The organism is Arthrobacter sp. B1805 (assembly GCF_002929745.1).
Classification (GTDB): domain Bacteria; phylum Actinomycetota; class Actinomycetes; order Actinomycetales; family Micrococcaceae; genus Arthrobacter_D.
This window is the reverse complement of the sequence record NZ_PJIQ01000016.1, coordinates 62,705-87,431: the sequence shown is the minus strand read 5'-3', so window position 1 is coordinate 87,431 and position 24,727 is coordinate 62,705. Positions and strand designations below refer to the sequence as shown.

23 protein-coding genes, 4 tRNA genes and 1 pseudogene are annotated in these 24,727 nt (G+C 67.1%); 11 read left to right on the top strand and 17 right to left on the bottom strand.

The features are described from left to right. Window positions 1-644 (top strand): annotated as a pseudogene (locus tag CXQ96_RS15510) (pyridine nucleotide-disulfide oxidoreductase); the annotation flags it as partial. A gap of 18 nt (window positions 645-662) precedes the next feature. Here CXQ96_RS15510 and CXQ96_RS15505 read toward each other — a convergent pair. From CXQ96_RS15505 to CXQ96_RS15485, 5 genes are all read right to left on the bottom strand, one after another. After that, window positions 663-1,982: an HRDC domain-containing protein gene (locus CXQ96_RS15505; protein ID WP_104118903.1), complete on the bottom strand. Its 1,320-nt coding sequence runs from the start codon at window positions 1,980-1,982 to the stop codon at window positions 663-665. A gap of 74 nt (window positions 1,983-2,056) precedes the next feature. Continuing rightward, window positions 2,057-2,683, bottom strand: a complete 627-nt coding sequence (locus CXQ96_RS15500) for a DUF3000 domain-containing protein (protein ID WP_104118908.1) — start codon at window positions 2,681-2,683, stop codon at window positions 2,057-2,059. A 76-nt stretch (window positions 2,684-2,759) separates the two neighbouring features. Further along, a complete protein-coding gene (locus CXQ96_RS15495; RefSeq protein WP_258059154.1) occupies window positions 2,760-3,872 on the bottom strand; it encodes a low specificity L-threonine aldolase in 1,113 nt (370 codons plus the stop codon). A gap of 7 nt (window positions 3,873-3,879) precedes the next feature. Continuing rightward, a complete protein-coding gene (locus CXQ96_RS15490) occupies window positions 3,880-4,584 on the bottom strand; it encodes an SDR family oxidoreductase (protein ID WP_104118901.1) in 705 nt (234 codons plus the stop codon). Continuing rightward, window positions 4,581-5,945 carry a DUF6421 family protein gene (locus tag CXQ96_RS15485; RefSeq protein ID WP_104118900.1) on the bottom strand — a complete coding sequence of 455 codons (1,365 nt, stop codon included), beginning with the start codon at window positions 5,943-5,945 and terminating at the stop codon, window positions 4,581-4,583. The genes CXQ96_RS15490 and CXQ96_RS15485 overlap by 4 nt, the downstream gene beginning before the upstream one ends. A 409-nt stretch (window positions 5,946-6,354) precedes the next feature. Here CXQ96_RS15485 and CXQ96_RS15480 point away from each other — a divergent pair, with 409 nt between their 5' ends. Further along, window positions 6,355-8,607, top strand: a complete 2,253-nt coding sequence (locus CXQ96_RS15480) for a rhamnogalacturonan lyase (protein ID WP_258059153.1) — start codon at window positions 6,355-6,357, stop codon at window positions 8,605-8,607. A 159-nt stretch (window positions 8,608-8,766) separates the two neighbouring features. On the opposite strand, the gene CXQ96_RS15475 is transcribed toward CXQ96_RS15480, so the two are convergent. Further along, window positions 8,767-9,339 (bottom strand): TIGR03086 family metal-binding protein, encoded by a 573-nt coding sequence (locus tag CXQ96_RS15475; protein ID WP_104118899.1) that lies wholly within the window; start codon window positions 9,337-9,339, stop codon window positions 8,767-8,769. A 37-nt stretch (window positions 9,340-9,376) separates the two neighbouring features. On the opposite strand from CXQ96_RS15475, the gene CXQ96_RS15470 reads away from it, so the two are divergent. The 3 genes from CXQ96_RS15470 to CXQ96_RS15460 all read left to right on the top strand — a co-directional run bounded on the left by CXQ96_RS15470 (window position 9,377) and on the right by CXQ96_RS15460 (window position 12,288). Next, a complete protein-coding gene (locus CXQ96_RS15470; protein ID WP_104118898.1) occupies window positions 9,377-10,225 on the top strand; it encodes an AraC family transcriptional regulator in 849 nt (282 codons plus the stop codon). 243 nt (window positions 10,226-10,468) lie between these two features. Beyond that, complete coding sequence (locus tag CXQ96_RS15465; protein WP_104118907.1) at window positions 10,469-10,939, top strand: GNAT family N-acetyltransferase; 471 nt, start codon at window positions 10,469-10,471, stop codon at window positions 10,937-10,939. A 326-nt stretch (window positions 10,940-11,265) separates the two neighbouring features. After that, on the top strand, window positions 11,266-12,288 hold the full coding sequence (locus tag CXQ96_RS15460) for an acyltransferase (protein WP_104118897.1): 1,023 nt from the start codon (window positions 11,266-11,268) through the stop codon (window positions 12,286-12,288). Between the two features lie 269 nt (window positions 12,289-12,557). On the opposite strand, the gene CXQ96_RS18500 is transcribed toward CXQ96_RS15460, so the two are convergent. The 4 genes from CXQ96_RS18500 to CXQ96_RS15445 all read right to left on the bottom strand — a co-directional run bounded on the left by CXQ96_RS18500 (window position 12,558) and on the right by CXQ96_RS15445 (window position 15,339). Beyond that, the gene (locus CXQ96_RS18500) at window positions 12,558-12,728 is read right to left on the bottom strand and encodes a hypothetical protein (RefSeq protein ID WP_181036496.1); all 171 of its coding nucleotides are present in this window, start codon (window positions 12,726-12,728) and stop codon (window positions 12,558-12,560) included. 584 nt (window positions 12,729-13,312) lie between these two features. After that, a complete protein-coding gene (locus tag CXQ96_RS15455; RefSeq protein ID WP_219816155.1) occupies window positions 13,313-13,933 on the bottom strand; it encodes a polysaccharide deacetylase family protein in 621 nt (206 codons plus the stop codon). Between the two features lie 480 nt (window positions 13,934-14,413). After that, a complete protein-coding gene (gene msrB, locus CXQ96_RS15450) occupies window positions 14,414-14,839 on the bottom strand; it encodes a peptide-methionine (R)-S-oxide reductase MsrB (RefSeq protein WP_104118895.1) in 426 nt (141 codons plus the stop codon). A gap of 14 nt (window positions 14,840-14,853) precedes the next feature. After that, a complete protein-coding gene (locus tag CXQ96_RS15445; RefSeq protein WP_104118894.1) occupies window positions 14,854-15,339 on the bottom strand; it encodes a hypothetical protein in 486 nt (161 codons plus the stop codon). 109 nt (window positions 15,340-15,448) lie between these two features. Here CXQ96_RS15445 and CXQ96_RS15440 point away from each other — a divergent pair, with 109 nt between their 5' ends. After that, window positions 15,449-16,717 (top strand): S9 family peptidase, encoded by a 1,269-nt coding sequence (locus tag CXQ96_RS15440; RefSeq protein ID WP_104118893.1) that lies wholly within the window; start codon window positions 15,449-15,451, stop codon window positions 16,715-16,717. Here CXQ96_RS15440 and CXQ96_RS15435 read toward each other — a convergent pair. Both CXQ96_RS15435 and CXQ96_RS15430 read right to left on the bottom strand, forming a co-directional pair. Next, window positions 16,701-17,141 (bottom strand): SufE family protein, encoded by a 441-nt coding sequence (locus CXQ96_RS15435; protein WP_104118892.1) that lies wholly within the window; start codon window positions 17,139-17,141, stop codon window positions 16,701-16,703. The two genes, CXQ96_RS15440 and CXQ96_RS15435, sit on opposite strands and share 17 nt — an antisense overlap. Further along, entirely contained in the window at window positions 17,138-18,055 is a 918-nt protein-coding gene (locus CXQ96_RS15430) for a sulfurtransferase (protein WP_104118891.1), read from the bottom strand. The genes CXQ96_RS15435 and CXQ96_RS15430 overlap by 4 nt, the downstream gene beginning before the upstream one ends. A gap of 269 nt (window positions 18,056-18,324) precedes the next feature. Between CXQ96_RS15430 and zapE the strand changes: the two genes are divergently transcribed. Then, a complete protein-coding gene (zapE, locus tag CXQ96_RS15425; protein ID WP_104118890.1) occupies window positions 18,325-19,362 on the top strand; it encodes a cell division protein ZapE in 1,038 nt (345 codons plus the stop codon). A 150-nt stretch (window positions 19,363-19,512) separates the two neighbouring features. On the opposite strand, the gene CXQ96_RS15420 is transcribed toward zapE, so the two are convergent. The 5 genes from CXQ96_RS15420 to CXQ96_RS15400 all read right to left on the bottom strand — a co-directional run bounded on the left by CXQ96_RS15420 (window position 19,513) and on the right by CXQ96_RS15400 (window position 20,324). Then, window positions 19,513-19,764, bottom strand: a complete 252-nt coding sequence (locus CXQ96_RS15420; protein ID WP_258059152.1) for an antitoxin — start codon at window positions 19,762-19,764, stop codon at window positions 19,513-19,515. 162 nt (window positions 19,765-19,926) lie between these two features. Continuing rightward, window positions 19,927-20,000: transfer RNA gene (locus CXQ96_RS15415), tRNA-Gly, on the bottom strand. A gap of 26 nt (window positions 20,001-20,026) precedes the next feature. Beyond that, window positions 20,027-20,101: transfer RNA gene (locus CXQ96_RS15410), tRNA-Val, on the bottom strand. 26 nt (window positions 20,102-20,127) lie between these two features. Further along, window positions 20,128-20,198, bottom strand: a tRNA-Cys gene (locus CXQ96_RS15405). Window positions 20,199-20,250: 52 nt separating this feature from the next. Further along, window positions 20,251-20,324 (bottom strand) — tRNA-Gly (locus CXQ96_RS15400). A 182-nt stretch (window positions 20,325-20,506) separates the two neighbouring features. On the opposite strand from CXQ96_RS15400, the gene CXQ96_RS15395 reads away from it, so the two are divergent. The 4 genes from CXQ96_RS15395 to CXQ96_RS15380 all read left to right on the top strand — a co-directional run bounded on the left by CXQ96_RS15395 (window position 20,507) and on the right by CXQ96_RS15380 (window position 24,718). After that, a complete protein-coding gene (locus CXQ96_RS15395) occupies window positions 20,507-21,400 on the top strand; it encodes a cytochrome (protein WP_104118888.1) in 894 nt (297 codons plus the stop codon). 167 nt (window positions 21,401-21,567) lie between these two features. Then, on the top strand, window positions 21,568-22,176 hold the full coding sequence (gene def / locus CXQ96_RS15390) for a peptide deformylase (RefSeq protein ID WP_219816154.1): 609 nt from the start codon (window positions 21,568-21,570) through the stop codon (window positions 22,174-22,176). Next, complete coding sequence (gene fmt, locus CXQ96_RS15385) at window positions 22,173-23,135, top strand: methionyl-tRNA formyltransferase (protein WP_104118886.1); 963 nt, start codon at window positions 22,173-22,175, stop codon at window positions 23,133-23,135. Before def ends, fmt begins: the two co-directional genes overlap by 4 nt. Then, window positions 23,132-24,718 carry an RsmB/NOP family class I SAM-dependent RNA methyltransferase gene (locus tag CXQ96_RS15380; protein WP_104118885.1) on the top strand — a complete coding sequence of 529 codons (1,587 nt, stop codon included), beginning with the start codon at window positions 23,132-23,134 and terminating at the stop codon, window positions 24,716-24,718. Before fmt ends, CXQ96_RS15380 begins: the two co-directional genes overlap by 4 nt. Window positions 24,719-24,727 lie beyond the last annotated feature (9 nt).

Here is a 24,727-nt window from a genome sequence, read left to right as displayed (position 1 = left end):
AGGACGAGCCGACGGGAGCCTCACGCCGGCTGCACCTGCACTTCCTGCACTCGCCCGTGGAGATCTACGACTCACCGCAGACACCCGGCAAGGTCGCCGGCATGAGATTCGAGCGCACCGAACTCGACGGAACGGGTCACGGCGCAGGCACCGGGGAGTTCGTCGACTATCCGGTGCAGGCCGTCTATCGTGCTGTTGGCTACTTCGGCTCGCCGCTGCACGATCTCGAGTTCGACCATGCACGGGGAACCATCCCCAACGTGGCAGGCCGGGTACTGGACGCGGATGGCGCGCCGATACCAGGGCTGTACACCACGGGGTGGATCAAGCGCGGCCCCGTGGGCCTCATCGGGCACACGAAGGGCGATGCGCTCGAGACCATCGGTTGCGTCCTCGCCGATCTCCCGGCGACGGAGGGCCGACCGTCCCGTGACGAGGACCTGGAGGTCCTCCTTAGAGCCCGCGGGGTGGAGTACACCACCTGGGAGGGGTGGCTGGCCCTGGACGCGCACGAGAGGATCCTCGGTGAGAACGCCGTGTCGGTCGTGAACGGTCAGCAGGTGGTACGCGAGCGCATCAAAGTAGTGTCGCGTGAGGAGATGGTGCACGTCAGCGGGCAGATCGGTCTCCCACACGCCACGTGATCCGGTATCACCAGGGCGTCACTGCCCCTGGTCGGTGTCCCCGCTGAGCTGCTGCCCCTTGCTGGGCAGCGGATCGGGGTCGAGGAAAGCGACCGTGATGATCGCGGCGACCTGTTCGATCTGCCAGGGCCTGGCGCCGAGTTCCGCGAGTGCAGCCGATACCGATTCGAGGGAGATCTCCGCGGGTGGGCGCCAGGAGATCCTGCGGAGGTAGTCGGGAGTCAGCAGGTTCTCGATCGGCATGCCGAGCTTCTCCGCGCGCTGTGCGACGCGAGGCCGCGCCGTCTGCAGTCTCGCGGCGGCCTCAGGATCCTTCTCGGCCCAGATACGCGGCGGAGGAGGGGCGTTCGTCGGCACGTGCAGTGGCGGGAGGTCCGTCAGCTTCCGCGCCTCACTGATGCACTTGAGCCAGCGGGGCGCTTCCTTCTGTGCGGCTCGCCCATGGAATCCCTTGGTGGCCAGCAGTTGGGGAACGGTACTCGGCATGGCCTTCGCGGCGGCGATGATCGCAGAATCCGGAATGAGGCGACCGGGTGCGACGTCGCGGCGCTGCGCGAGGTCCTCCCGCTCCAGCCACATCTGCCGGACGGCTGCCAGCTGCCGGCGGTCGCGCAGTTGGTGCAGCCCGGACGTGCGCCGCCACGGATCGATCCGGGGCTCCGCAAGAGGAGTCCGGCGGATGTGCTCGAACTCCTCCAGGGCGATGTCCAGCTTGCCGTCCTGCTGCAGGAGGTCCGACAGCTTGTCCCTGAGCTCGGCCAGGACCTCGACGTCGAGCGCCGCATAGCGGAGCCAGGGTTCGGGCAGGGGCCGCTTGGACCAGTCCGCGGCCGAGTGCTCCTTGGCCAGGGTGAAGCCGAGCTGGGATTCGATGACCGCCGCGAGCCCTACGCGCGGGAGGCCTGCGAGCCGGGCGGCGAGTTCCGTGTCGAACAGTTTGTCCGGCCACATGCCGAGTTCGGAGAGGCAGGGGAGGTCCTGGCTGGCGGCGTGAAGGATCCATTCGACGCCGTCGAGGGCATCGTCGATCACGCGCAGGTCGTCGAACGGTTCGGGATCGATGAGCCAGGTTCCGGCTCCTTCTCGACGGATCTGCACGAGGAAGGCCCGTTGCCCGTACCGGAACCCCGAGGCCCTCTCCGCGTCGACGCCGGCGGGTCCCGTTCCTGCGGCGAGTGCCGCCGCGGCACGTTCGAGGCCGGCCGGGGTGTCGATGACGAGCGGGACGCCGTCGCGCGGCTCGGTCAGCAGGGGAAGGGCTTCGGGGGCGCCGCCGTCGATGACGGCGGGCACGGACGCGTCTGTACTGTCCGTCTGCTCGGACGTGTGGGAACTCATGGTGTTTTCAGTCTATCCCCGCGAGAACGTGCGTCCGGGAAGCGACGAGGGGAGAGCGGCTCGCCTCCGGCCCGTCAGGACCGGCGGTGGGGCAGGTGCGCCACGCCGGCCGGAAGGGGCGGTAGTCCGGCGAAGGTGCACACCATCTCCGACCAGGCTTCCAGGTGTCGTCGGACGTCGGCGGTGTCGGGCGTCCAGGACGCCCTGAGTTCGATGTCGATCGTGTCGGCACGGTCCTCGAGGGTGCCGTAGCTCTCCGACAGGATCCTCGTCGTCGTGCCGCCCGTACTGTGGTGGCGCGCGCCGTGGTTCTCGAGTGCCTCCACGAGCCAGGTCCAGGCGACCGAACCGAGGAGGGCGTCGTTGCCCATGTCCGGTTCGAGCTGCGCGCGGATGTAGGTCACGATGCGGAACCTGCCGTTCCAGACCTCGGATCCGGCAGGATCGTAGAGGAGGATGAAGCGGCCTGTAGCGAGTTCCTCCGGCTCGGGCGGAAGGATGAGGTTGCGTGCCGGTCCGTGGAGCGGCGGAGGCGTGACGGGTGTGGTCTCGAAGACCTCCGCGCCGAGGGCGACCGCGAAGGGCGCGAGCCGCGCGGGGGCCGGGATCTCCTCGAGCCGGATCTCACTGCGACGCGCTGCCTTCCTCAGGCCGGAGAGGGCGTCGAGGAATTCGGCAGGAAGCTGCGATACGCCGCCGATTGCACTCACCCCAGCAGGTTACGCCTGGAGCGCGCGCGTCGGGTTGCGACGCGCCGTCGCGACAATACGGTCGCTGCTACTCGGGAGCAGATTCACGCGTAGTATCCGGCCCGGCCGCGGCCTCCGTGCGGATCGCCTCGATGAACGCGTCGACGTCCTCCTCCGTCGTGTCGAACGAGCACATCCAGCGCACCTCGCCCGTCGACTGGTCCCAGTCGTAGAACCTGAAGCTCTCCCGGATGCGGTCCGCTGCGCCCGGCGGCAGGATCGCGAAGACTGCGTTCGCCGTCGTCTCCTGGGTGAGGGTCACTCCCTTGATGCCCCGGACGCCCTCCGTCAGTCGCGCAGCCATCGCATTCGCGTGCGACGCCGAGCGAATCCACAGGTCCCCCTCGAGCAGGGCGATGAGCTGCGCCGAGACGAAGCGCATCTTGGAGGCGAGCTGCATGTTCAACTTGCGCAGGTAGTCCAGTCCCGTGGATGCCTCCTGGTTCAGGACGACGACGCATTCGCCGAACATGAGGCCGTTCTTGGTACCGCCGAAGGACAGGATGTCCACTCCGGCATCCCGGGTGAAGGCCCTCAGGGGTTGTCCCAGCGCTGCTGCGGCATTCGCAAGTCGCGCGCCGTCCATGTGCACGCGCATGCCTCGGGCGTGGCAATGGTCGGCGATGGCCTTGATCTCTGCGACCGAGTAGAGAGTGCCGAGCTCCGTGGTCTGGGTGATCGAGACCGCCAGGGGCTGGGCGCGGTGCTGGTCGCCCCAACCCCACGCCTCCTTGTCGATCAATTCCGGCGTCAGTTTGCCGTCCGGTGTCGCCACGGGCAGCAACTTCATGCCGCCGACCCTCTCGGGTGCCGCGTTCTCGTCCACGTTGATGTGGGCGGTCCGGGGGCAAATGACGGCGCCCCAGCGGGGCAGGATGGACTGCAGCGAGAGCACATTGGCGCCGGTGCCGTTGAACACCGGGTAGATCGAGATGCCCTCACCGAAGTGCTGCTCCATCACCTCCTGCAGCCGCGCGGTGTACTGGTCCTCGCCGTAGGCGACCTGATGTCCCTCGTTCGCGGCAGCCAGGGCCATGAGCACTTCGGGGTGCACGCCCGAGTAGTTGTCGGATGCGAAGCTGCGCTGGGTGCGATCGTGCAGGGGCGCGGGCGCTGCTGCCGGAATCAAGGTGTCGGTCACGGTTCCATTATCCCCGAACAGCATCGATGCGAGCTCCGTTGACCTCTGCGGCCGGCGAATCCGGAAGGGACGCGAGGATCGCCGCGAGGTCGTCCACGTGCGTGAAGCCGGGAAAGGCCCGGTCGGGCCGCTGTTTCCTCATCTCGTCGTCCAGAAGCGCCTTGACGACGACGGCGGTCGCGGCAGCCGAGGTACCGTCCTTGGCGAAACCGTCGGCAACGGCCCGGAGCCAGGCGTCGACCGACGCTTTCACCGCGGCATAGGACGCGCTTCCCGCGGTCGGGGTCGCGACCGCCGTCGCGGAGATCGCCGCAAGCCGTCCGGCGCGCTCCGCCAGCTGGTCGTAGAACGCACGACTGGTGTTGAACAGCGTCAGGAACACCGACCGGTGGAGGATGGCGTAGTCAGCCGTCGACTGCGTGGTGATCCCCTTGCCACCATGCCAGCCGCCGACGAGGTGGAAGAGCGCATCGGCACCCTGATGATCCACCCGGATCTCGTCGGCGAGCGCGCGCACTGCGTCCTCACTCGTCAGGTCGCACACGCGGCGGACTACGCCGTCGTGTGCGGGGAACGCCGTCGCCAGGCGTCCCGCATCGGAACCGACGGCGACGACGGTGAACCCGTCGGCGAGCAGTCGTCGCGTGAGGGCTACGCCGGACGCGCTGGTCGCGCCGGCGACGACGGCGGTGCGGCTGCCGTCAGTGCTCACGCCGCGTCCGCCGTGATGCCGGCCGTCGACTCGATGACCGGCTTCATCTTGCGCTCCAGGGCTTCGAAGAACATCGAGAGCGGGAATTCGTCGTCGAGGACGGCGTCCGTGAGGGCGCGCGGGGGACCCATCAGCTCGAGGGCGTCAGGGCCCTTCGCCCACACGGAGGCCGGGTGCGGGGTGACGGTGGCGGCGACGAGTTCGTAGGCCGCGAGCCAGTGGGCGATCTTCGGCCTGTCGATCGACCGCCAGTACAGCTGCTCGATCTGCTCCCCGAGGGCGACGACGACTGCCGCTGCCTCGTCCCAGTCGATGGCGAGCTTCGTGTCGGTCCAGTGGAGGACACGGTGCTGGTGCATCCAGGCGAACAGGAGCTGCCCCCCGAGCCCGTCGTAGTTCCGCACGCGGTTCCCGGTGATGCTGAAGCGGAAGATGCGGTCGAAGATGACGGCGTACTGCACGAGCTTCGCGTGCCTGCGGGCCTCGGGGGACGCGTCGTCGTCGTTCTCGATCCGCACGGACTCGCGGAAGGCCGTGAGGTCGCAGCGCAGTTCCTCCAGCGAGTACAGGAAGAACGGCATGCGCTGCTTGATCATGAACGGGTCGAAGGGGAGGTCTCCGCGCATATGGGTGCGATCGTGGATGAGGTCCCACATCACGAAGGTCTCTTCCGCGAGCTGCTGGTCATCGAGAAGTTCCAGCGCGTCCTCGGGCAGGTCGAGCCGTGTGATCTCCGCTGCCGCTGTGACCACCCGGCGGAAGCGGGCTGCTTCACGGTCGGCGAAGATCGCGCCCCAGGTGAAGGTCGGCGTCCGGCTGACGGCGACCGTCTCCGGGAAGAGGACGGCGGAGTTCGTGTTGTAACCCTCGGTGAAGTCGAGGAAGCGGATGGGCACGAACAGCGCGTTGGAGTAGTCGCCGGCCTCCAGCTCCGCTATGAATTCCGGCCAGAGAACCTCGATGAGCACGGCTTCGACGAGCCGGTTGGTGCTGCCGTTCTGCGTGTACATGGGGAAGACCACCAGGTGCTGCAGGCCGTCGATCCGATCGAGCTGCGGCTGGAAGGCCACCAGGGGTTCGAGGAAGTCGGGGACGGCGAACCCTCCTGCACGCCAGGCCCCGAAAGCGGTGACGGTGCGGTCGAGGTACTCGGCGTCGTGCGGAAAGAGGGGGGCGAGCTCCCGTATCGCCGACGTGATCATGGCTGTCTGCTGGGCGGCGGACGCGTGATGCTCAGGGTCGGGAATGGAGCCGTCCTTGACCTGCAGGAGGCGCAGCTCCTGCACCGCCGCCTTCAGGGCGTGCCAGGCGGCGCTGTCCTGGGGCGTGTCATGGACTGGTGCGAGGGGAGTGACGGTCATGGCTCCTGCTTTCCCTGGGTTAGAACGACGTTCCGTTGTTGCCGCGAGCCTAGCAACAGGTGCAGCGTGCCTTACAGTGAACGCCTGTTTAATAAAGCAAAGCTTATGCTCGCTAGTGCTCTCCTCGTCGGCAGGACCAGAGTGGCTTCACAGCTCACCCGTCGGTCGGGGCGCTGGGGCGTCAGGACGGGAGGCGCCCGAGCGCCGGTGGCTATTGCAGCGGCGAGATCGCGCGAATCCTGGGGGGACGTGACGTGACTACTGATACTTGTCAATCCTCGCTCCCCGATCATTTCTGTTGCTCTTGACAACGGATCGGGCGGAAAGCACGATGAAATCGTCAAGGAAAGCGGTTTCCCGTTTCGACGGCTACTTCTGCTTCTGCACCAGGACATCAAGGGAGATGGTTATGGTTTCGTTCGTCCAGTCACGAGGGTCACGACGAGCACTGGGAGTGGCGGCAGCGGCAGCCGTCGCTGCGGCAACGCTCGCGAGTATGCCGGCATCCGCGGCACCCGACAGCGCGCCGATCCGGCAGGTGGAATACCTAGACCGGGCTCCGGTCGCGGTGATGACCGACGGGGGTATCTATGTCGGTTGGCGCATGCTGGGCCTCGACGCAGATTCGATCGGCTTCCACGTCTACCGCGACGGTGTTCGCATCACTGGAAACCCGATCACCGGCAGTACGAATCTGCTCGACGCGGAGGGGACCGGCGCTTCGGTATACCGCGTCACCGCGCTCATCGACGAACGCGAAGTCTCGGTGACCGACGAGTTCACGCCGTGGGGGGATCAGTCCCTGGACATCCCGCTTCAGAGACCAGCAGGTGGAACGACTCCGGCGGGCGAGGCCTACGAGTACGAGGCCAACGATGCGTCGGTCGGTGACCTCGACGGTGATGGTGAGTACGAGATCGTCCTCAAGTGGAATCCGACGAACGCGAAGGACAACTCGCGTTCCGGCTATACCGGGAACGTCTACCTGGACGCCTACGAACTCGACGGTACCCGGCTGTGGCAGATTGACCTCGGCCGCAACATCCGCGCGGGAGCGCACTACACGCAGTTCCAAGTGTTCGACTACGACGGTGACGGCAAAGCCGAAGTTGCGATGAAGACCGCGGACGCCACGATCGATGGTGCCGGAACGGTCATCGGCGACGCGGCGGCGGATCACCGCACCACGAGCGGCCGGATCCTGACCGGACCCGAGTACCTGACCGTTTTCGAGGGCACCACGGGTGCGGCACTGGACAGCATCGACTACGTACCGGAGCGCGGAGAGCTCGCATCATGGGGTGATACCAGCGGTAACCGGATGGATCGTTTCCTTGCCGGCACTGCTTACCTCGACGGCGAGAACCCCAGCATGATCTTCAGCCGCGGGTACTACACGAAGACCTACATCGCGGCGTTCGACTTCGTCGACGGCAAGATCGAAGAACACTGGCTGTTCGACTCGACCACGGCCGGCAGCCAGTTCGCCGGGCAGGGCAACCACAACCTCTCGATCGCGGACATCGACGCGGACGGCGCCGACGAGATCGTCTTCGGGTCGATGACGATCGATAGTGACGGCACCCCGCTCTACACGACCGGCCTCGGCCACGGCGACGCGATGCATGTCACCGACCACATTCCCTCCCGTGACGGGCTCGAGGTCTACTCGGTGCACGAGAGCATGCCGAGCAGCGGACAGCGTGCGGCGACGATGCGCGACGCGGCGACGGGTGACATCCTCTGGTCGATTCCCGGTGCCCGTGACACCGGTCGAGGCGCGGCGGGCGACATCGACCCGACCCATGAAGGCAATGAGGCTTGGGCGATCGGAGGCACGTACAAGTTCTACTCGAAGGTCGGATCTCTCCGCGCAGCAGATGGCACCGACCTCGGTACGAGCATCCCTGCGGCGAACTTCCTCACCTGGTGGGACGGGGATCTGCTGCGTGAGATCACCGACCACGACTACACCGACCCGGCCGAGCTCGCCACCGGCGCGACGCCGACCATCTCGAAGTGGAACTGGAAGTCGAAGACGGAAGAGCGCTTGCTCACACTCGACGGCACCCTCACCGGTAACGGCACGAAGGGGAACCCTGCACTGCAGGCTGACCTATTCGGTGACTGGCGCGAGGAACTCCTCTACCGCAGCGCTGACCACTCGTCGCTGAAGATCGTCACCACCACCGATGTCACCGAGCACCGCATCCGCACCCTGATGCATGATCCCGTGTATCGCCTCGGCGTCGCCTGGCAGAACACCGCCTACAACCAGCCCCCTCACACGAGCTTCTTCCTCGGCGAGGGGATGAAGACACCTCCCGCTCCGAGCATTGCCTACGTCAATGCCCCGGCACCGGACGAGACAGCACCGGTCGTGAACGGGCTCAGGGACACGAAAGTAGGTGCCAAGCGCGGCCTCACGGTCGACGTCCAGGCAGAAGACGCCGACTCGGGTATTCGCTCGCTCACCGTCAGCTTCGACGGACAGGAGATTCCCGGCGTCGACGGCCGCTACGAACTCCCGATCGAAGGCCTCAAGGGTGACTTCGTGCTCAGCGCCACCGCGATCAACCACGCGGGCATCGAAACCACCGCTACGGCCGACATCACGGTGCGACCAGGCAACGGCAAGCCCCAGGAGCACGACAGGCAGTAGTGAGGTGTCCGCAGGAACGGGCGGTGGGCTCAGGTTCCACCGCCCGTTCTGCTGCCAGCAGGAGCGGGACAGGTTCGCACGACAGGAGCCCTCCCGTCATCCCGGGATCAGGCAGTTGGGAGCTGCCAGCCACTGCGCCTCCCACAGAGCTTCGGTCTTTCACGCCATGTCGCTGATACCTGCTGATAGGGCATCTCGGCCGAGCCGAGCGAGGAGCTGGGTTTGCCGGTCGGCAACGGCGGGGACGGGTAGGGCTGGTCCGCAGATGCCCTCCATGTGCAGGGCGCCCCCGAAGCTGTCAGCGCCGGCTTCGATGCGGTCCAACTCCTCGGGGGACAGGGTCGCGTTCCCGCCGATGGCTCGCGCGATGTCCCAGCGGTGAACGAGCATGTCCCACACATAGAACTGTTCCAGGGTCGCTCCCACGGTGGTGGGTCCGAAGAACCCGTCGTAGGTGGCATCGACCACCTCGTCGCTGCTCATCAAGCTGATCACTCGTCCGGCGTGCTCACGGAACCCGTCGGCAGGATCGGTCAGGTCGGGGGCGGGCCCTGGGTCGTTGCCGTGGTCGGTGAGCAGGCTCCGCTGGGTGTCGATCATGTGCGCGACGACGTCCCGCGCGGTCCAGCCGGTGCAGGGTGAAGGGTTGATCCACGCCTCAGCTGGCACCGCGTCGAGCAGGTCGGAGAGAGGGCGAAGGGCGGTCTGATAGGCGATCGTTGTCGAATTCATGTGCTCGAGGGTGCCAGATGCGGCATCCTGAGTCTTGATGAAACCCGACGCAGCACCGCGTGCTCTGAACGACGTCGAGCGAGCTCACCTCAAGGTGCCCGGCGACGCCTCACACGTGATGTACCGGTATGCGGCGCCACTCGACCTGGCGGGCCTCGTGCGCCGGTTCTGGATCCCTGTGTGGTCTGTTCCTGCCGGTGAGCAGTCCGTGCAGCGGGTCCTGCAATACCCCGTGGCATTGCTGGTCATCGCTCCGGACTACGCCCGCTTCTACGGCGTCACGACCGGTCTGTCGCAGACCGTGCTGGCCGGGAACGGGTGGGCTGCCGGGGTCATGTGCACGCCGGCCGCCGGCTCACTGATCAGTCAGGGCTCCATGGCTCGCTTCACCGACCAGCATGTCAACGTGTCCGACGTCCTCGGTAAGTCAGGGACGGACTTGACCGATCGTGTCCGGGCAGCGATGCATGATGGTCCTCGCCTGCCGGGCAACCACCGAACAGTAATGGAAGCATTTGGTGATGCCCTGTCACCGCTGCTGCCCGTCGACGTGGAGGGAGAGCTGGTCGACCGCGTGGTAGCTCTCGTTGAGGAACGCCCCGACCTGCTGACGGTCGCACAGTTGTGCGCCGAGACCGAGATGTCAGAGCGTGCCCTGCAGCGCCTGATCCGACGCCGACTCGGGTTGACCCCGAAGTGGCTCATCCAGCGGCGTCGCCTCCAAGAAGCCGCGGAACGACTGCGCACCACGGGGACAACTTTGGCCGGGACAGCCGCGATGCTGGGCTATGCCGACCAGGCGCACTTCTCCCGCGACTTCTCCCGTGTCACGGGCACCACGCCGAGCAGATTCGCCGCCGAGCACCGGACGGCGAGAACCGAGTGAGAAGCGGCGTATGACGGGAAACGGAGCAGCGCCCTTGCGGGAGGTGCCTGTGCCGGAGCGGCACCTCCTCGGATTCGTGGCAGCAATCCTCGTCTCCACCCCTCAGCTCCCGGTCATCGGGTACGACTGAGAATCGCCGGCACGGCAGGCAGGGCCAAGACCCCCGGAGGCCTCGCCCGAGGAGGGCGGGAACCGAGGAGCGAAGTGCACGAGGTGCACAGCGGGGCTGCTATTCTCACGCCCATGAGGTGCTCTATCCAACCTGCCGACTTCGAGGATCCGGCCCTCGAGCTCTTCCTGCGTGCTCATCTGGCGGACATGGCACCGCAGTCGCCGAAAGAGAGCCAGCACGCGCTGGACATGGGTGCACTGCGGCAGCCCGGCGTGAAGCTGTGGGTCGCCTGGCACGAACGGCGGATAGCGGGCACGTGTGCACTGGCGGTGCTGGAGCCAGGGCATGAGGAGCTCAAGAGCATGCGGACGGAGCCCGAGTTGCGGGGGCGCGGAATCGCCTCCGAGTTGCTCAATCACGTGCTCGCGGATGCCCAAGCACGTGATGTCACTCGTATTTCCCTGGAGACCGGAAGCATGGAGTTCTTTGCGCCCGCCCGAGCACTCTATGCCAGGTACGGCTTCGATCCGTGCCCACCCTTTGGCTCCTACAAGGAAGATCCGCACAGCTCCTACATGACTCGCGCGCTGCTGACCGTTTGACCATGCTTCAACGCAGCATCAGAGGCTCGCTCGATGTCTGACAGCCATGTGATGTCGTCCGCCTGCGCACGTCGGATCATTCACCAATCGGACCGCACGGACCCCGGTGACTACCGCCCGCAGGAGGATTTCGAGCGGGACGGGTACTCACGGCTGAACAGTTCCAGTGGCCGAGGGCTGTAAGCAGCGCTGCGAGAGTGTACTGCTGCTCTGCGCCGAAGGCGCGAGGAAACTCCTGTTCCACGGCCACATGGTCAGGAAGGAGACTGTCGGCAATCCGCGGAGGTACCGCCGACGAAGTCCCAGAGAACAGGCCGGCACAGGCGATGTCTACGAGGGAGGCTGCGATCAGCGCTACCACGAGCACCCGGACCGGGTGGCTGGACAGCCTGCGCGGCGCCGCCATTCTGCTTGTCGTGGTGTTGCACGCCGGGGAGGCCCTGCGCCTCGCGGTCGGACCGACACCGGGGATGGATCAGTTCAATCTCTTCCTCGAGCCCTTCCGCATGCCCGTCCTGATGTTTCTCTCCGGAATCCTGCTTCCACGCTCCCTGGTCAAGGCGGCACCCGAGTACATCGCGGGCAAGGCCTCGCGGGTGGCGTGGCCGTACGTCCTGTGGTCGCTGATCATCCTGGCCGCGAGCGGTGACCTCTCGCCGGCCGCGGTGGCCGGGATCTTCTACCAGTCGCCAACCTACCTCTGGTACCTCTGGTTCATCCTCGTCTTCTATGGCATCGCCTTTCCGCTGCGGCGCATTCCGCCCCTTGCGGTATCCGCCGCCGGGCTCTCGGCGTCTTTCCTGCTGCCGGACGGAAGTCGGAGCGGGGCCATGACGTTCCTCGCGGCGTTCTTCTTCTTCGGGGCCTGGTGTGCGCAGCACTTCAGGCAACTCGAGCGAATGCTCGACAGGCCGTGGGTGCTGCTCGGCGCAGCGGCCTCGGCCGTCGCCGTCGGTGTCCTCAGCGTCGTCGGCCAGGACGTGCTCTACAGGGCGGAGTACGCCTGGGGCGTGATCGGGGGATTGGCCATTGCGTGCTGGTCCTTTCCCCGGCTCGGCTTCAATCGAGTTACGGTCGCCCTCGAATTCATCGGGCGCCACTCCATCGTCTTCTATGTCGCGCACCTCGGGCCGATCATGATCACGCTGGCGCTCGTCGATGCAGCCGGGCTCGCCCATGACTGGTTCGCACTGCCGCTGTTGATTCTGGTCGGCGCCGGGACGCCGCTCGGGCTCGCCTGGCTGTACTCCACGAAGGAGCATGCCTCGATCAACCTGCTGTTCGAGCTGCCGACAGCGATGCTGACCCACAAGGGGCGGGCGTCGGTTCTCCGCCGGTCGAAGGCTTGAGTGCCCAGTCTTGGCTGGGTTCTACACCACTACAAGCAGCACCATCCTCCTTACCCCACCCAGCACGTCAGGTCCGTCATCGACGCCCAGAAGTGGATCAGCAACGCCTTCCAGCGGAGGGCCCCACCACGGGAAGGAACCCCACCAGAACCGCCATCCCCATGAGCGTCCGCATCGATCATGCGGGCGGAACCTCCACCGGGTCCGCCTTCGTTCAAGGTATTCGGGCCAGCGCCGGTCTGACCGGCCGAAGGATCGGGTGGGACTTCTCAGGTCATCGGGAAAAGGTCCCGCAGGGCCTGGGCGCGAAGGTGCGGCTGTGATTCCTCGTTGAGCTGATGACTGCGGTCGACGATGTCCTGGGAAACCAGCACCTTGCGGACCTTGCCATGCACGTCGCGCAGGGACAGGTAGGCCGACAACGGTCCGCCCTGGCTCAACAGGTTCTCCCAGAGTGACCTGGCGGCGTCCTGATCGGTCGGTTCGAAGTGGGAGAGACCAAGGTCCAGGGTGGGTAGATCTCGCCGCGCTCGTAACCGTGGATGCGATACAGCTTATCGGACCAGTGCAGGGCCGGGGACTCGAAGTAGTGCTCGACGATACCGGTAGGGCAGTTCACAAAGTGCTCGATGGTCACCGCGGTAAGGGCTTCGACTGCCGGCATGGTTGCCGCGGTTCCCGGAGACGTGGAAGAGGCGCTGGTCGCTGGAGGATCTTTCGACGCGACAGGACAACCGGCCAGCTTCTTGACCGGTCCGATGAGTTGATTCTTCCCTGATTCGAGCCTCGCGGTCAGTTCCCCCTCACGGCCCGGCTGCTTGAACCATGAAGGAGATCCCACGTTCGTGCACGAGGCTCGTCGGTGTGGCCGGCTGAGCCCCGTGGACGAACCACGGCACATCTTTCAGGCGTGCATCCAGTATGTGTACTGCACTTTCAATACCACCCGTGTTCACCCTCAAGATTTGCCCTGTGGGCGCCTCGGGAACGCGGGAATGCTGCAGGAACCGGTGCTGCCGTCGGCTCAGGTGTCGAAGATGTCGTTCAGCGTGACGGTTGTCAGCCCTCGATCTGCGATGATCTGCTGCAGTTCCGAAAAGACGCGCGTCACCGGCACGTAGTTGAGGTGACCGATCACGATGTGCGCGGGACGGAACCATTGATGGGCGTGATCGATGATCTCCTGGTCGCTGCGGAGGCTCGAGTCGGCCAGGGACCCGTACCACATGACGGGAGAGGTGTAGCCGATCGAGGCCGCGGCGGCATCGGTTCGTTGGTCCCTGTACCCGTACGGGGGCCGGTAGTACGGGCGGGGATCGACGCCGAACGTGGAGGAGATGAATTCATGGTTGCGTTGCAGCTCGGCCACTATGTCCGCGTCGCTCAGGCCCGTAAGGGCGGCGTGCGACCAGGTGTGGTTCCCCAGCTGAACCTGACCGGAAGCCACCAGTGGTCTGAGGTCCTCGGCGTGCTCCGACCACCCCGGGTAGGACCCGTTGAGAAAGAATGTCAGCCTGGTGCCGCTCCTGCGGGCGAACTCGATGTAGAGGCGCACCACCTCGCTGTCGGAGCCGTCGTCGACCGTCCACGCCAGAACCTGCTCGGAGCTGGGTAATGCTGTGATCGCACCGGGTGGTAGCGGCACTCTCGTCACAGAAGGGGGAACGGGCGATCGGGCCGGCACAGGCGTTGATGCCGCAGGAGACGGCACGGGAGCCGGGGAGGTCGTAACCGGCGCGCCCGTCGGTGGTGCCACTCGTGGAACCTCAGCGGAGGTGCGGGGAGGTCGGGTGCAGGCGGCAAGACCGAGGCCCAAAGTGCTCGCGACGAATGTACTGATGAACGTGCGGCGCTCCATGCCGAAACCCTTCCCCCCAAGGACGACACGCGGAGCGCGATGCACCGTCACGGGCACGCCCGTGGCAGTGACGCAGCTCCGCGATGGTGTGTCGGCGAAGACGCTCAGGTGCTGATCACGACGGCCGACATCTGGAGCCTACAGCGTCGCCGCGCTTCGGCGACCCCATGGCACACCGGGCGCCGAAACCATCCCGGCACTCGGTGCAGACAGCACGAAGGCCGGCCTTGCGGCCGGCCTTCGCGGACATGCGGGGTGTGGCGGCCGCTACTCGGCGGGCACCAGCTTCATCGAGATCGAGTTGATGCAGAACCTCTGGTCGGTCGGCGTGTCGAAGCCCTCGCCCTTGAAGAGGTGGCCGAGGTGGGAATCGCACCGAGCGCACCGGACCTCGATGCGCTCCATGCCGAGGGACCGATCATGCAGGTACCGGACCTTGTCTTCGGCCAACGGCGCCCAGAAGGAGGGCCAACCGCAGTGCGAGTCGAACTTCTCGTTGCTGGTGAAGAGCTCGGCGCCGCAGGCACGGCAGGCATAGGTGCCCGCGGTCTTCGCGTCGTAGTACTCGCCTGTGTAGGGGCGCTCGGTGCCGGCTTTGCGCAGGACCTGGAACTCCTGCGGTGTCAGTTCCTGCCGCCACTCGTCGTCGGACTTGTCGATCTCTGGTCGGTAGGTATCACGCTCGGTAGTCATACCTTGCACAACGCCTACGAGTCGCCAATAAATCCCGATCCGGAGTAGAGGTGCAGCACCGCGATACCGAGCTTGTCCTGGGCCCTGTTGGCCCAGTCCGTGTGGAACGTATCCGCCATGGCGTGGGGCCTCGTGATGACTACGGCCTGCGCGGCCCCGCTACCCGAGGCCTCCTGCACGAGCGCGTCGACAGGGTTTCCCGTCGTCGTCCGCCCCCGCGCGGTGAAACCTTCATCACGGAGCAGCTGCAGTGACTGCTCGAGAGCGCCGCGGGCTGCAGCCTCGTCGTCGCGGCGGTCGTCCGAGGAGAGCGAGCGGAATGCCTCGCCCACCTCGAGGAGGCTCAGGTGGCGGAAGAACTCGCCCAGGACGGACTCGTTGCGGTCCTCGGGAATCAGGACGACTACTTCCGCGGGCTCTTCTCCCTGGAGGGTCCGGAGATTGCGGAGATCCGGGAGGGTCAGGGCTTCCTCTGTCAGCACGAGGATCGTTTGCGTCATGGCGCCACTGTACTGCGCCGTGCTGCGCGATCCTGCCGGGTCGCCTCCCGATGACGGACGGACGCGCCGTGAATCGACGGCGGTACCGGGGCAGGGTAGAAATGGAGCTATGGCATCAACGACGTCGACGGCCGCAGCGCAGCGGAACACCGCACCCTGGCTGAAGTGGACGGCCTTCGGGGTAGGGGCCGGTGCTGCTCTGGCGTCCTCCGCAGCAGGGGCCGTGTCCGGCCTCGCCGTGTACTTCGCGCGCCAGGTGGTGACCCCGGCGCGAGGTCGGGACGAAAACCTGGACATCCTGGCGGTGGTGGGCTCGGCGGGCCACCAGACGGTCATCCTTCCCGCGAACGACGACACGATCGTCGAGGGAACCTACAGCCTGCACTTCGACCAAGGAACCGGGCACGCCCGGATCGGGGCGATCCGCTCCTACGTTCCGCGCGAGGGGACCGTGGAACGCGCCGTCGAGAAAGTGTATGCGGGCAATCTGGCGGCGGCCACGAGGGGCTGGTGGGGTGGAGCGGTCTATCCGTCGCCGTCCGCCATGGGCTTCGCGGAGGAGGACGTGCTCATCCCCGTCGAGGGGGGATCGGCGCCGGCGTGGCTCGTTCGTGCCGAGAAGCCCGCGCGCACATGGGCGATCATGGTGCACGGTCGTGGCGCAACGAGGGCCGAGGCGCTGCGTGCGCTCACGCCGGCCCGCCGCCTCGGTCTGACAAGTCTCGTCCTGTCCTACCGGAACGACGGCGAAGCCCCCTCTGCGCCGGACGGACGGTACGGGCTGGGGATGACGGAGTGGCACGACGTCGATGCGGCGATCGATTTCGCCGTCGCTCATGGCGCCCGCGACGTCGTCCTCTTCGGCTGGTCCATGGGAGGTGCGATCGTCCTGCAGACGGCGGACCTCTCCCGCCACAGGCGCCGCATAAGCGCGTTGGTCCTCGACGGTCCGGTCATCAACTGGATCGAGGTGCTCGCCCACCACGCGGAGCTGAACCGCATTCCTGCCCCGGTCGGCCGGCTCGGACAATACCTGCTGGCAAGCCAGCGGGCGCGCAGGATCACCGGGCTGGCAGCACCACTGGACCTGAAGAGCATGGACTGGATCGCCCGTGCCGAGCAACTGACCCTGCCGACGCTCGTCCTGCACAGCGAGGACGACGAGTTCGTCCCCATCGGGCCTTCCGCAGAGCTCGCCGCACGGAACCCCGCTTTCGTCACTCTCGAGCGGTTCCACCGGGCACGGCACACGAAGGAATGGAACGTGAATCCGGAGCGATGGGAGAGCGTCGTCGAGCGCTGGCTCGACGGCCACCTGAACGGGCGTACCCTTCCCGGCGGGAAGGCGCCCGAGCCCGAGGCTACTGCGCTTCCCTGATCTTCCGTTTGATGCGCCCGAGCATGGCGGACATTCCGCGCATGCGCAGGGGGGTGATGGCCCGCGTGAGGCCGAGCCTGTCGGGGACGTCGTCCGGCACGGCGAGGACCTCCTCCGCGGGCAGGCCGTCGAGCCCCTCCAGCAGGACGCCGGCGAACCCGCGCGTCGTCGGCGCTTCCGGCGGAGCGGAGAAGAACAGGTGGACCGGCCGCTCGGGCTCCTCGCCGATCTCCATGGTCAGGAACAGCGGGCTCTGGCACTCCACCACCTGCTCGAGCAGTTCCGGATGGTTGCCGTACCGCTCCGGGAGGTCGGGGAGTTCACGGGAGAAGTCCAGCAGCAACTGCAGCCGGTCCGGCTCGGTCAGGTCCTGGAAGTCGTCGATGATCTCGGCGAGCTTCGCCGGAATCGCTTCCGTACTCATCGGGCCGCCTGCGCCGAGCGTGCCGGCACCTCGCCGGGCTCGCTGCCCCGCACGATCGGTACGCGTACCGCGTTGCCCCACTCCGTCCAGGAGCCGTCGTAGTTCCGCACATTCTCGAAGCCGAGCAGATGCTTGAGCACGAACCAGGTGTGGCTCGACCGCTCCCCGATGCGACAGTACGCGACGACGTCGTCGCCGTCCTGCAGACCGGCCTCTTCGCGGTAGATGGCGTCGAGCTCGGCGCGCGTACGGAAGGTGCCGTCCTCCGCAGCCGCACGAGCCCAGGGAACGGATTTGGCTGTCGGGATGTGGCCCCCACGCAGCGCACCCTCCTCAGGGTAGGCGGGCATGGTGGTGCGGGCGCCCGTGTACTCGTCACCCGAGCGGACGTCGATCAGGGGCTTTCCCAGGTGCTGCAGGACGTCGCCGAGGAACGCGCGGATGGGCGCGTCGTCGCGCTCGACGACGGGATACTCTGCGGTGGCCACCTCGGGCCTGTCCGTCGTCATCGGCCGGCCCTCGGCCACCCACTTGTCCCGGCCGCCGTCGAGGAGACGCACGTCCTCATGGCCGAACAGCGTGAACACCCAGAGGGCGTACGCTGCCCACCAGTTGCTCTTGTCGCCGTAGATGACAACCGTGGTGTCGCGTGAGATCCCCTTGGCGGACAGCAGGCGGGCGAAACCCTCACCGTCGATGTAGTCCCGGGTCACCTCGTCGTTCAGGTCGGTGTGCCAGTCGATCTTGACGGCGCCCGGAACGTGGCCCGTCTCGTAGAGCAGCACGTCCTCGTCGGACTCGACGACGACGAGGCCCTCGCGGCCGAGGTTGTCGGCGAGCCACTGCGTGGAGACGAGGCGTTCCGGGTGGGCGTACTGGGCGAACTTGTCCTGAGTGTCTGGAGCCAGGGTCATGGAGGCCTTTCGCGTAGCTGTGTGCGCCCCGTGCGAGGGCGCCTGTCTTCTTGTCTAGCGTAACCACGACGCACTCCATTTCCTTCCGGCTTCGCTCGGTGGCCGGTTGCAGGATGGCCGTTCCTGCAACCGGCCGGGCAACCGGTCAAGCTCGGACGGGGCGCGCGATCGGCGCTCGGGGCAGCACTGCCGTTGCCGTAGTCTTGCCTAGCGGCCGCCCGTCGGGCCGTCGCCGCACTTCAGCCGGAGAGAGAAAGCGGTTCAGATCCTTGCCAGCCATCGAACACCTGACAGAGCGGGCCCCCAAGGTCTCCGTCGATGAATTGCTCGGCGGGTTCTATCCGTCGCCGCGCTTCGGTGAGGTCTCCTTCGACACCTATCGCCCGGATCCGCAGCAGCCTTCGCAGTCCGCTGCGGTCGCGAAGCTCCGTGACTTCGCTTCCTCCGTCAATGAGCCGAAGCCCTCGGGCTTCCGCAAGCTCTTCGGCGGCAAGAAGGCCCCGTCACGGGCAGGCATCTACCTCGACGGCGGGTTCGGCGTCGGCAAGACCCACCTCCTCGCCTCGCTATGGCATGCGTCGACCGGTAGGAAAGCCTTCGGGACGTTCGTCGAGTACACGAACCTGGTGGGAGCCCTCAGTTTCCGCAAGACCGTCGACGCCCTGAGCGGCTACAGCCTCGTCTGCATCGACGAGTTCGAGCTCGACGACCCGGGGGACACGGTGCTGATGTCCCGCCTCATGCGCGAGCTCGCCGACGCCGGTGTCAAGCTCGCCGCGACGTCGAACACCCTGCCCGGGTCGCTCGGCGACGGACGCTTCGCGGCCGAGGATTTCCAGCGGGAGATCCAGGTTCTCGCCGACCAGTTCGAGGTGGCCCGGATCGATGGCGAGGACTACCGCCATCGAGGCCTTCCTCAGGCGCCGGACGCAATCGATGATGCCGCGTTGCGCCAGCGCATCGCCTCGTATTCGGGTGGAGTGCTGGCGGAGGACGATTTCTCGGACCTGCTGGGCCACCTCGCCGATGTGCATCCGAGCCGCTACCGGCAACTGCTGGACGGCATCGACGCCGTCGCCTGGCACAACGTGCGGACGATCACGGAACAGGCAGTCGCACTGCGTTTCGTGGTGCTCGCCGATCGCCTGTACGACCGCGATGTGCCCATCATGGCCAGTGGCGCCACCTTCGATCACCTCTTCACCGAGGAGATGATGGGCGGCGGCTACATGAAGAAGTACTACAGGGCGGTGTCGCGGCTGACGGCGCTCGCGCGGCAGGGGAGCGACGTCGCGGCCCAGGCCTGACCGAAGCCTCGCCCTCGAGTAGAGGTAGCGGCTGTTCGTGACCGGCCCCGCTACGAAGTAGGGGCGGAACGGCCACGTGTCGCCCCAACGCAAGAAGCGCCGGTGCCGCCTCTCGGCGGGACCGGCGCTTCCTTATTGCCAGGCTGGGGATTACACGGCCGGCGGGGAGGTAGGGCCGACGTCGCCCTTTCCGTCCTTCTTGTCGATGTTGTCGACCATCCGCGAAGCTTTCGTCTGCACTCCGCTGATGTGGCTCGAATACTTGCCCTGGGTGCGGCTGTCGACGAAATCGCCAGCCTTCCCGATGCCGTTCTTCACCTTGTCGGAATTATCGCCAATGAGTTCGGTCGCCTTGCCCGCGAGGGTGCCGGCCTTGCCCTTGAGCCCATCCAATAAACCCACGGACACCTCCTTTCGGTCGTGGAAACGCAGTCCCGTTTCCGCTCCGGTAATCATAGGTCACGAAGGTGTGGGAGCGGTGTGTGCAGGAGACCTGTTCGCCGGAGGCTGAGACAGAAGAACCCGGTCCTCGCGAGGGCCGGGTGATGGCCGGATGGGCCTGAGAGCGGACGACGGGATTCGAACCCGCGACATCCACCTTGGCAAGGTGGTGCTCTAGCCAGCTGAGCTACGTCCGCAAAAAAGCGCCCCCGAGGGGGCGCCATGGTGGGCGATACTGGGATCGAACCAGTGACCTCTTCCGTGTCAGGGAAGCGCGCTACCGCTGCGCCAATCGCCCATTGCCGTGCTGCTCGTACCGTAGCGAGGTGGGGACGGGATTCGAACCCGCGTATACGGCTTTGCAGGCCGCTGCCTCGCCTCTCGGCCACCCCACCGTGACCGGATCTCTCCGGTCACCGGACTGATCCGGCCATACAGTGACTTGCGAGCGGACGACGGGATTCGAACCCGCGACATCCACCTTGGCAAGGTGGTGCTCTAGCCAGCTGAGCTACGTCCGCAGAAGAAAAATGAAGTGGAAACCAGCCCGATGCCGTACATTTCGCGCTGTTTCTTCGTTTTCCAACGAGAAAAAACTCTATAGGACGTTTGGGGGTTCGTCCAATCGGCGCGACGCCGTGCCTCGGAGGGGGCCTCTCGTTCGGCCGCGTGCGCTGTCAGAGGCACCTGAGAGACTTGAGCCATGACCGCCCCGCTCCTCGCACATTCAACACCTCACGGAAGGATGTACGCCCGATCGACCTCGGAGCAGCCATCCGTGCCGTCCATCACCACCGTCATCTCCCAGCTGCCCACCTCCCTCGGAGGCTGGTTCGGCCACATGGCTGCCAGTGCGCTGTCGAGGGATCCGCGCCTGCCGGGGGCCCTGGGAAATCCGTCGGAACTGCGCACAGCAGTGAAGGATGCGGCGGCGGCGGCCGAACGGTATCGGGACGAAGCCGCGTCGAGGGGTACCCGGGTGCATCACTACTGCGAGCAGGTCGCACTGAGGGCCCTCGGCCGTCAGGAAGAGCTCGACGCCGCGCGCCTCGCCCTCGAGGAGAACGGCGAGGGCGGCTTCGCCCAACGGTTCGATGAGTGGTGGAAGCTGTACGACGTGCGTCCCGTGGAGCCGGAGCTCACCATCTGGAACACGCAGCTCGGCTATGCCGGCACCCTCGACCTCGTCGCCACCATCGGCGGACGAACCTGCCTCATCGACTACAAGACCAAGAACACCGACAGGGACGGCTTCGTCAAGGCCCTGGACGACAAGGTGGTCATGCAGCTGGTTGCCGGAATGAAAGCCGAAGAATCCGTCGTCGACCCTGAGAAGGGTGAATGGCGCCCCTGGGCCCACGGTGACGAGCCTCTGCTGCTCGGTGTGGCCGTTGGCCAGACGGAGGTGCGCGCCATGCGGGCGAACCCGGCCGTGCTACGTAACCACTGGCTGCGCTTCTGTGCTCTGCGCCGCGCGTGGGAGGCCGGCCTGGAGGCCGAGGAAGCGGGCCGCGCTCTCCTCCCGATCGGGCCGCCACCCGGCAGGGCGGAGCCGACGGCGTCGCCCGCACCCTCCGTTCCGGCTACTCTCGCCTGACTGCCCGCGGCGTCATCCTGGCAGGCCGGTCCTGCCCGCTTCGGTGCCGGCCGGACCGGCACTAGGATTGTCGGGAGCCGCGCGGCAGGAGTCCCGTCGCGGGAACCCCGTCCGAACCGCACATGAATGATGCGAGCGCCGCGACCGAAGCGAGGAACAGAGCACCGATGGCCGTCCTGAGTATCCGCATGATCGGCGACCCGATCCTCCGCACACCGGCAGCCGAGGTCACCGACTTTGGGCCGGACCTGGCCCGGCTTGTCGGCGACATGACCGAGACCATGATCGACGTGCAGGGCGCCGGTCTCGCCGCCCCCCAGGTAGGCGTCGGGCTGCAGGTGTTCACCTACCGCGTCGACGGCATGGAGGGGCACGTCATCAACCCGGTGCTGGAGACGGGCGGGGACTCGCAAGGGGAGACCGATGTCGAGGGGTGCCTCTCCGTGCCGGGGCTCGGCAGCTACGTGGACAGAACCGACTGGGCACGCGTCACCGGTCGGGATGCTTCCGGCAGGGAGATCGTGGTCGAGGGAACGGGAATGCTGGCGCGCGCCCTTCAGCACGAGACGGACCACCTGCGCGGCACCCTGTACATCGACCGTCTCGAGGGTGAGGACCGCAGGAGTGCCCTGAAGGCCATCCGGAGCGCCGACTACAACCGCGTCACGTCCCGCACCGCTGCGCAGCGCTCCCGATCGCTCGGCTCGAGCTTCATCTCCGGTGGCGGACCCGCCGGCAGTACCGACACCACCGGTGTGTCCGGCCGGACGCGATGAGGATCCTCTTCGCCGGGACGCCCGAGGTCGCCGTCCCCTCGTTGAAGGCGCTCGTCGGCGCGGGCTTCGACGTGGTCGCGGTGCTGACGCGCGTCGACGCGCCGGTGGGCCGCAGGAAGGTGCTGACGCCGAGCCCGGTGGCAGTGGCTGCGGAGGAACTCGGGCTGCCGGTCCTCAAGGCGAACCGGTTCTCGCCTGAACTCCTGGCGCACCTCGGCAGCCTCGACCTCGACGCCGCGGCGATCGTCGCCTATGGAGGCATCGTGCCGGCGGCCGGACTCGCCGTTCCCAGGCACGGCTGGATCAATTTGCACTTCTCCGTGCTCCCCGCGTGGCGGGGTGCGGCCCCGGTGCAGCACGCGGTCCTCGCCGGCGACGACGTCACGGGTGCCACGACGTTCCGCCTCGAGGAGGGCCTCGACACCGGCCCTGTCTTCGGCGTCATGACCGAATCGCTGGGACCCGATGCAACGAGCGGGGAAGTCCTCGAGCGCTTGTCCCACAGTGGCGCCGTCCTGCTCGTGCAGACGCTGTCCGGCATCGAGGCGGGGCGGGTGACCGCGACCCCGCAGGCGGGTGAACCGACCCTTGCACCGAAACTGACCATCGACGACGCCCGCGTCGACTGGTCGCAGCCTGCCGTCGCAGTCCGCCGCCGGGTCAATGCAGTCACCCCCGAACCCGGCGCTTGGACCACCCTCGACGGACAGCGGGTGAAACTCGGTCCCGTCACGCCGGTGAGGCAGGCAGAGGACGAGGCGGGCGGAGCAGCCACGCACGGCGCCGGAGCGGACACGCTCCGGCCGGGTGCGCTCGAGGTCGTCGCTCGCGAGGTGCGTGTCGGCACGGGTACCGGTCCTGTCGTGCTGGGGACCCTTCAGCCCGCGGGCAAGAAGATGATGGACGCCCTCGACTGGGCGCGAGGCGCGGCGACGCGCGGAGAGCTGGTGTTCGAGTGAGTGAAGCCGGGAGCAACAGCAGGGGAGCCGGAGGGCCCGGAGGCCGAGGCGGTTCGGGCGGGTCCGATGGGCAAGGTGCGCGGGGTGTCGGGGGCAAGGGTCAGGGCGGCAACCGCCGTCGCAACGAGCAGGGGCGCGAGCGCAACAGGGGTGGTGACCGCCAGTTCTCCCAGGCCGCGCCGTCCCAACGCACGCGCCGCGCCGATCCCGCGCGACTGGTGGCGTTCGAGGTTCTGCGCGCCGTCGCAGCAGAGGACGCCTACGCGAACCTGGTGCTCCCGGCGAGCATCCGCAAGCACAGGTTGGACCGGAGGGATGCGGGGTTCGCGACGGAGCTGACCTACGGCGCGCTGCGGGGCCAGGGGACCTACGACGCGGTTCTCGCCCGTTGCGTCGACCGGCCGCTCGATCAGCTCGACCCCGCCGTGCTCGACGCCCTGCGCATCGGCGTCCATCAACTCCTGGCGATGCGCGTTCCGGCTCATGCCGCGCTGGACCAGACCGTCGGGCTGGTGCGCGCCGTAATCGGCGCCGGACCGTCGTCGCTGGTCAATGCCGTGCTTCGGAAAGTAACAGCCCGCGACCTGGACGGCTGGGTCAGCGAGCTCGTCGCCGGACTGACGGACGCCACCGCGATCGCCGCCCTGACCTACAGCCATCCCGAATGGATCGTCCGAGCGATGCGTCAGTCGCTCGTGGCCCATGGCCGTGACGTCGCCGAGATCGATGCACTGCTGGCGGCGGACAATTCCGCGCCCGTCGTGCACCTCGTGGCGCTGCCGGGGCTCGCTTCGCTCGAGGGAGTCCTCGAGGAAGGAGCCGAGCCAGGCCGCCTCGCACCAGGCTCCGCCTACTACTCCGGAGGTGATGTGAGCCGGCTGCCCGGCGTCTCGACGGGCACCATCAGGGTGCAGGACTCGGGATCGCAGCTCGTTGCGCGCGCCCTGGCCGCTCTCGACCTCGGTGACGCACGGACGGGCACCACGGAGCGGTGGCTCGATCTGTGCGCAGGCCCCGGCGGTAAGACCGCTCTGCTCGCGGCCATCGGTCAGGACACGGGTGTGCACCTGACGGCGAACGAGCCGGTGCCGCACCGCGCACAACTCGTCCGGCAGGCGCTACGCCCCCTGCCGGAGGACTCCTGGACCGTACGTGTGGGTGATGGACGCGATCTCGGACGGGAGCAGCCGGACCGCTATGACCGCGTGCTCGTCGACGCGCCATGCACCGGGCTCGGTGCTCTTCGGCGCCGCCCCGAGTCCCGCTGGCGTCGCCAGCCCGCCGACCTCGTGTCGCTGGCACCGCTGCAGCGGGAACTCCTGGCGTCCGCGCTGGACGCCGTCGCCCCGGGGGGTGTCGTCGCCTATGTGACCTGCTCGCCCCACCACGCCGAGACGGAAGCCGTCGTCGACGACTGCCTGCGGAAGCGGTCGGGATTCGAGCGGCTCGATGCAGGAGCCGCGCTGGACGCTGTGAGTATCGGTGGAGCGCTCGGCGCCGGCCATGGCACGAGTGCCCAGCTCTGGCCGCACGTCCACGGCACGGATGCCATGTACCTCGCATTGATCAGGAAGACGCCGTGAGGCCGTGCG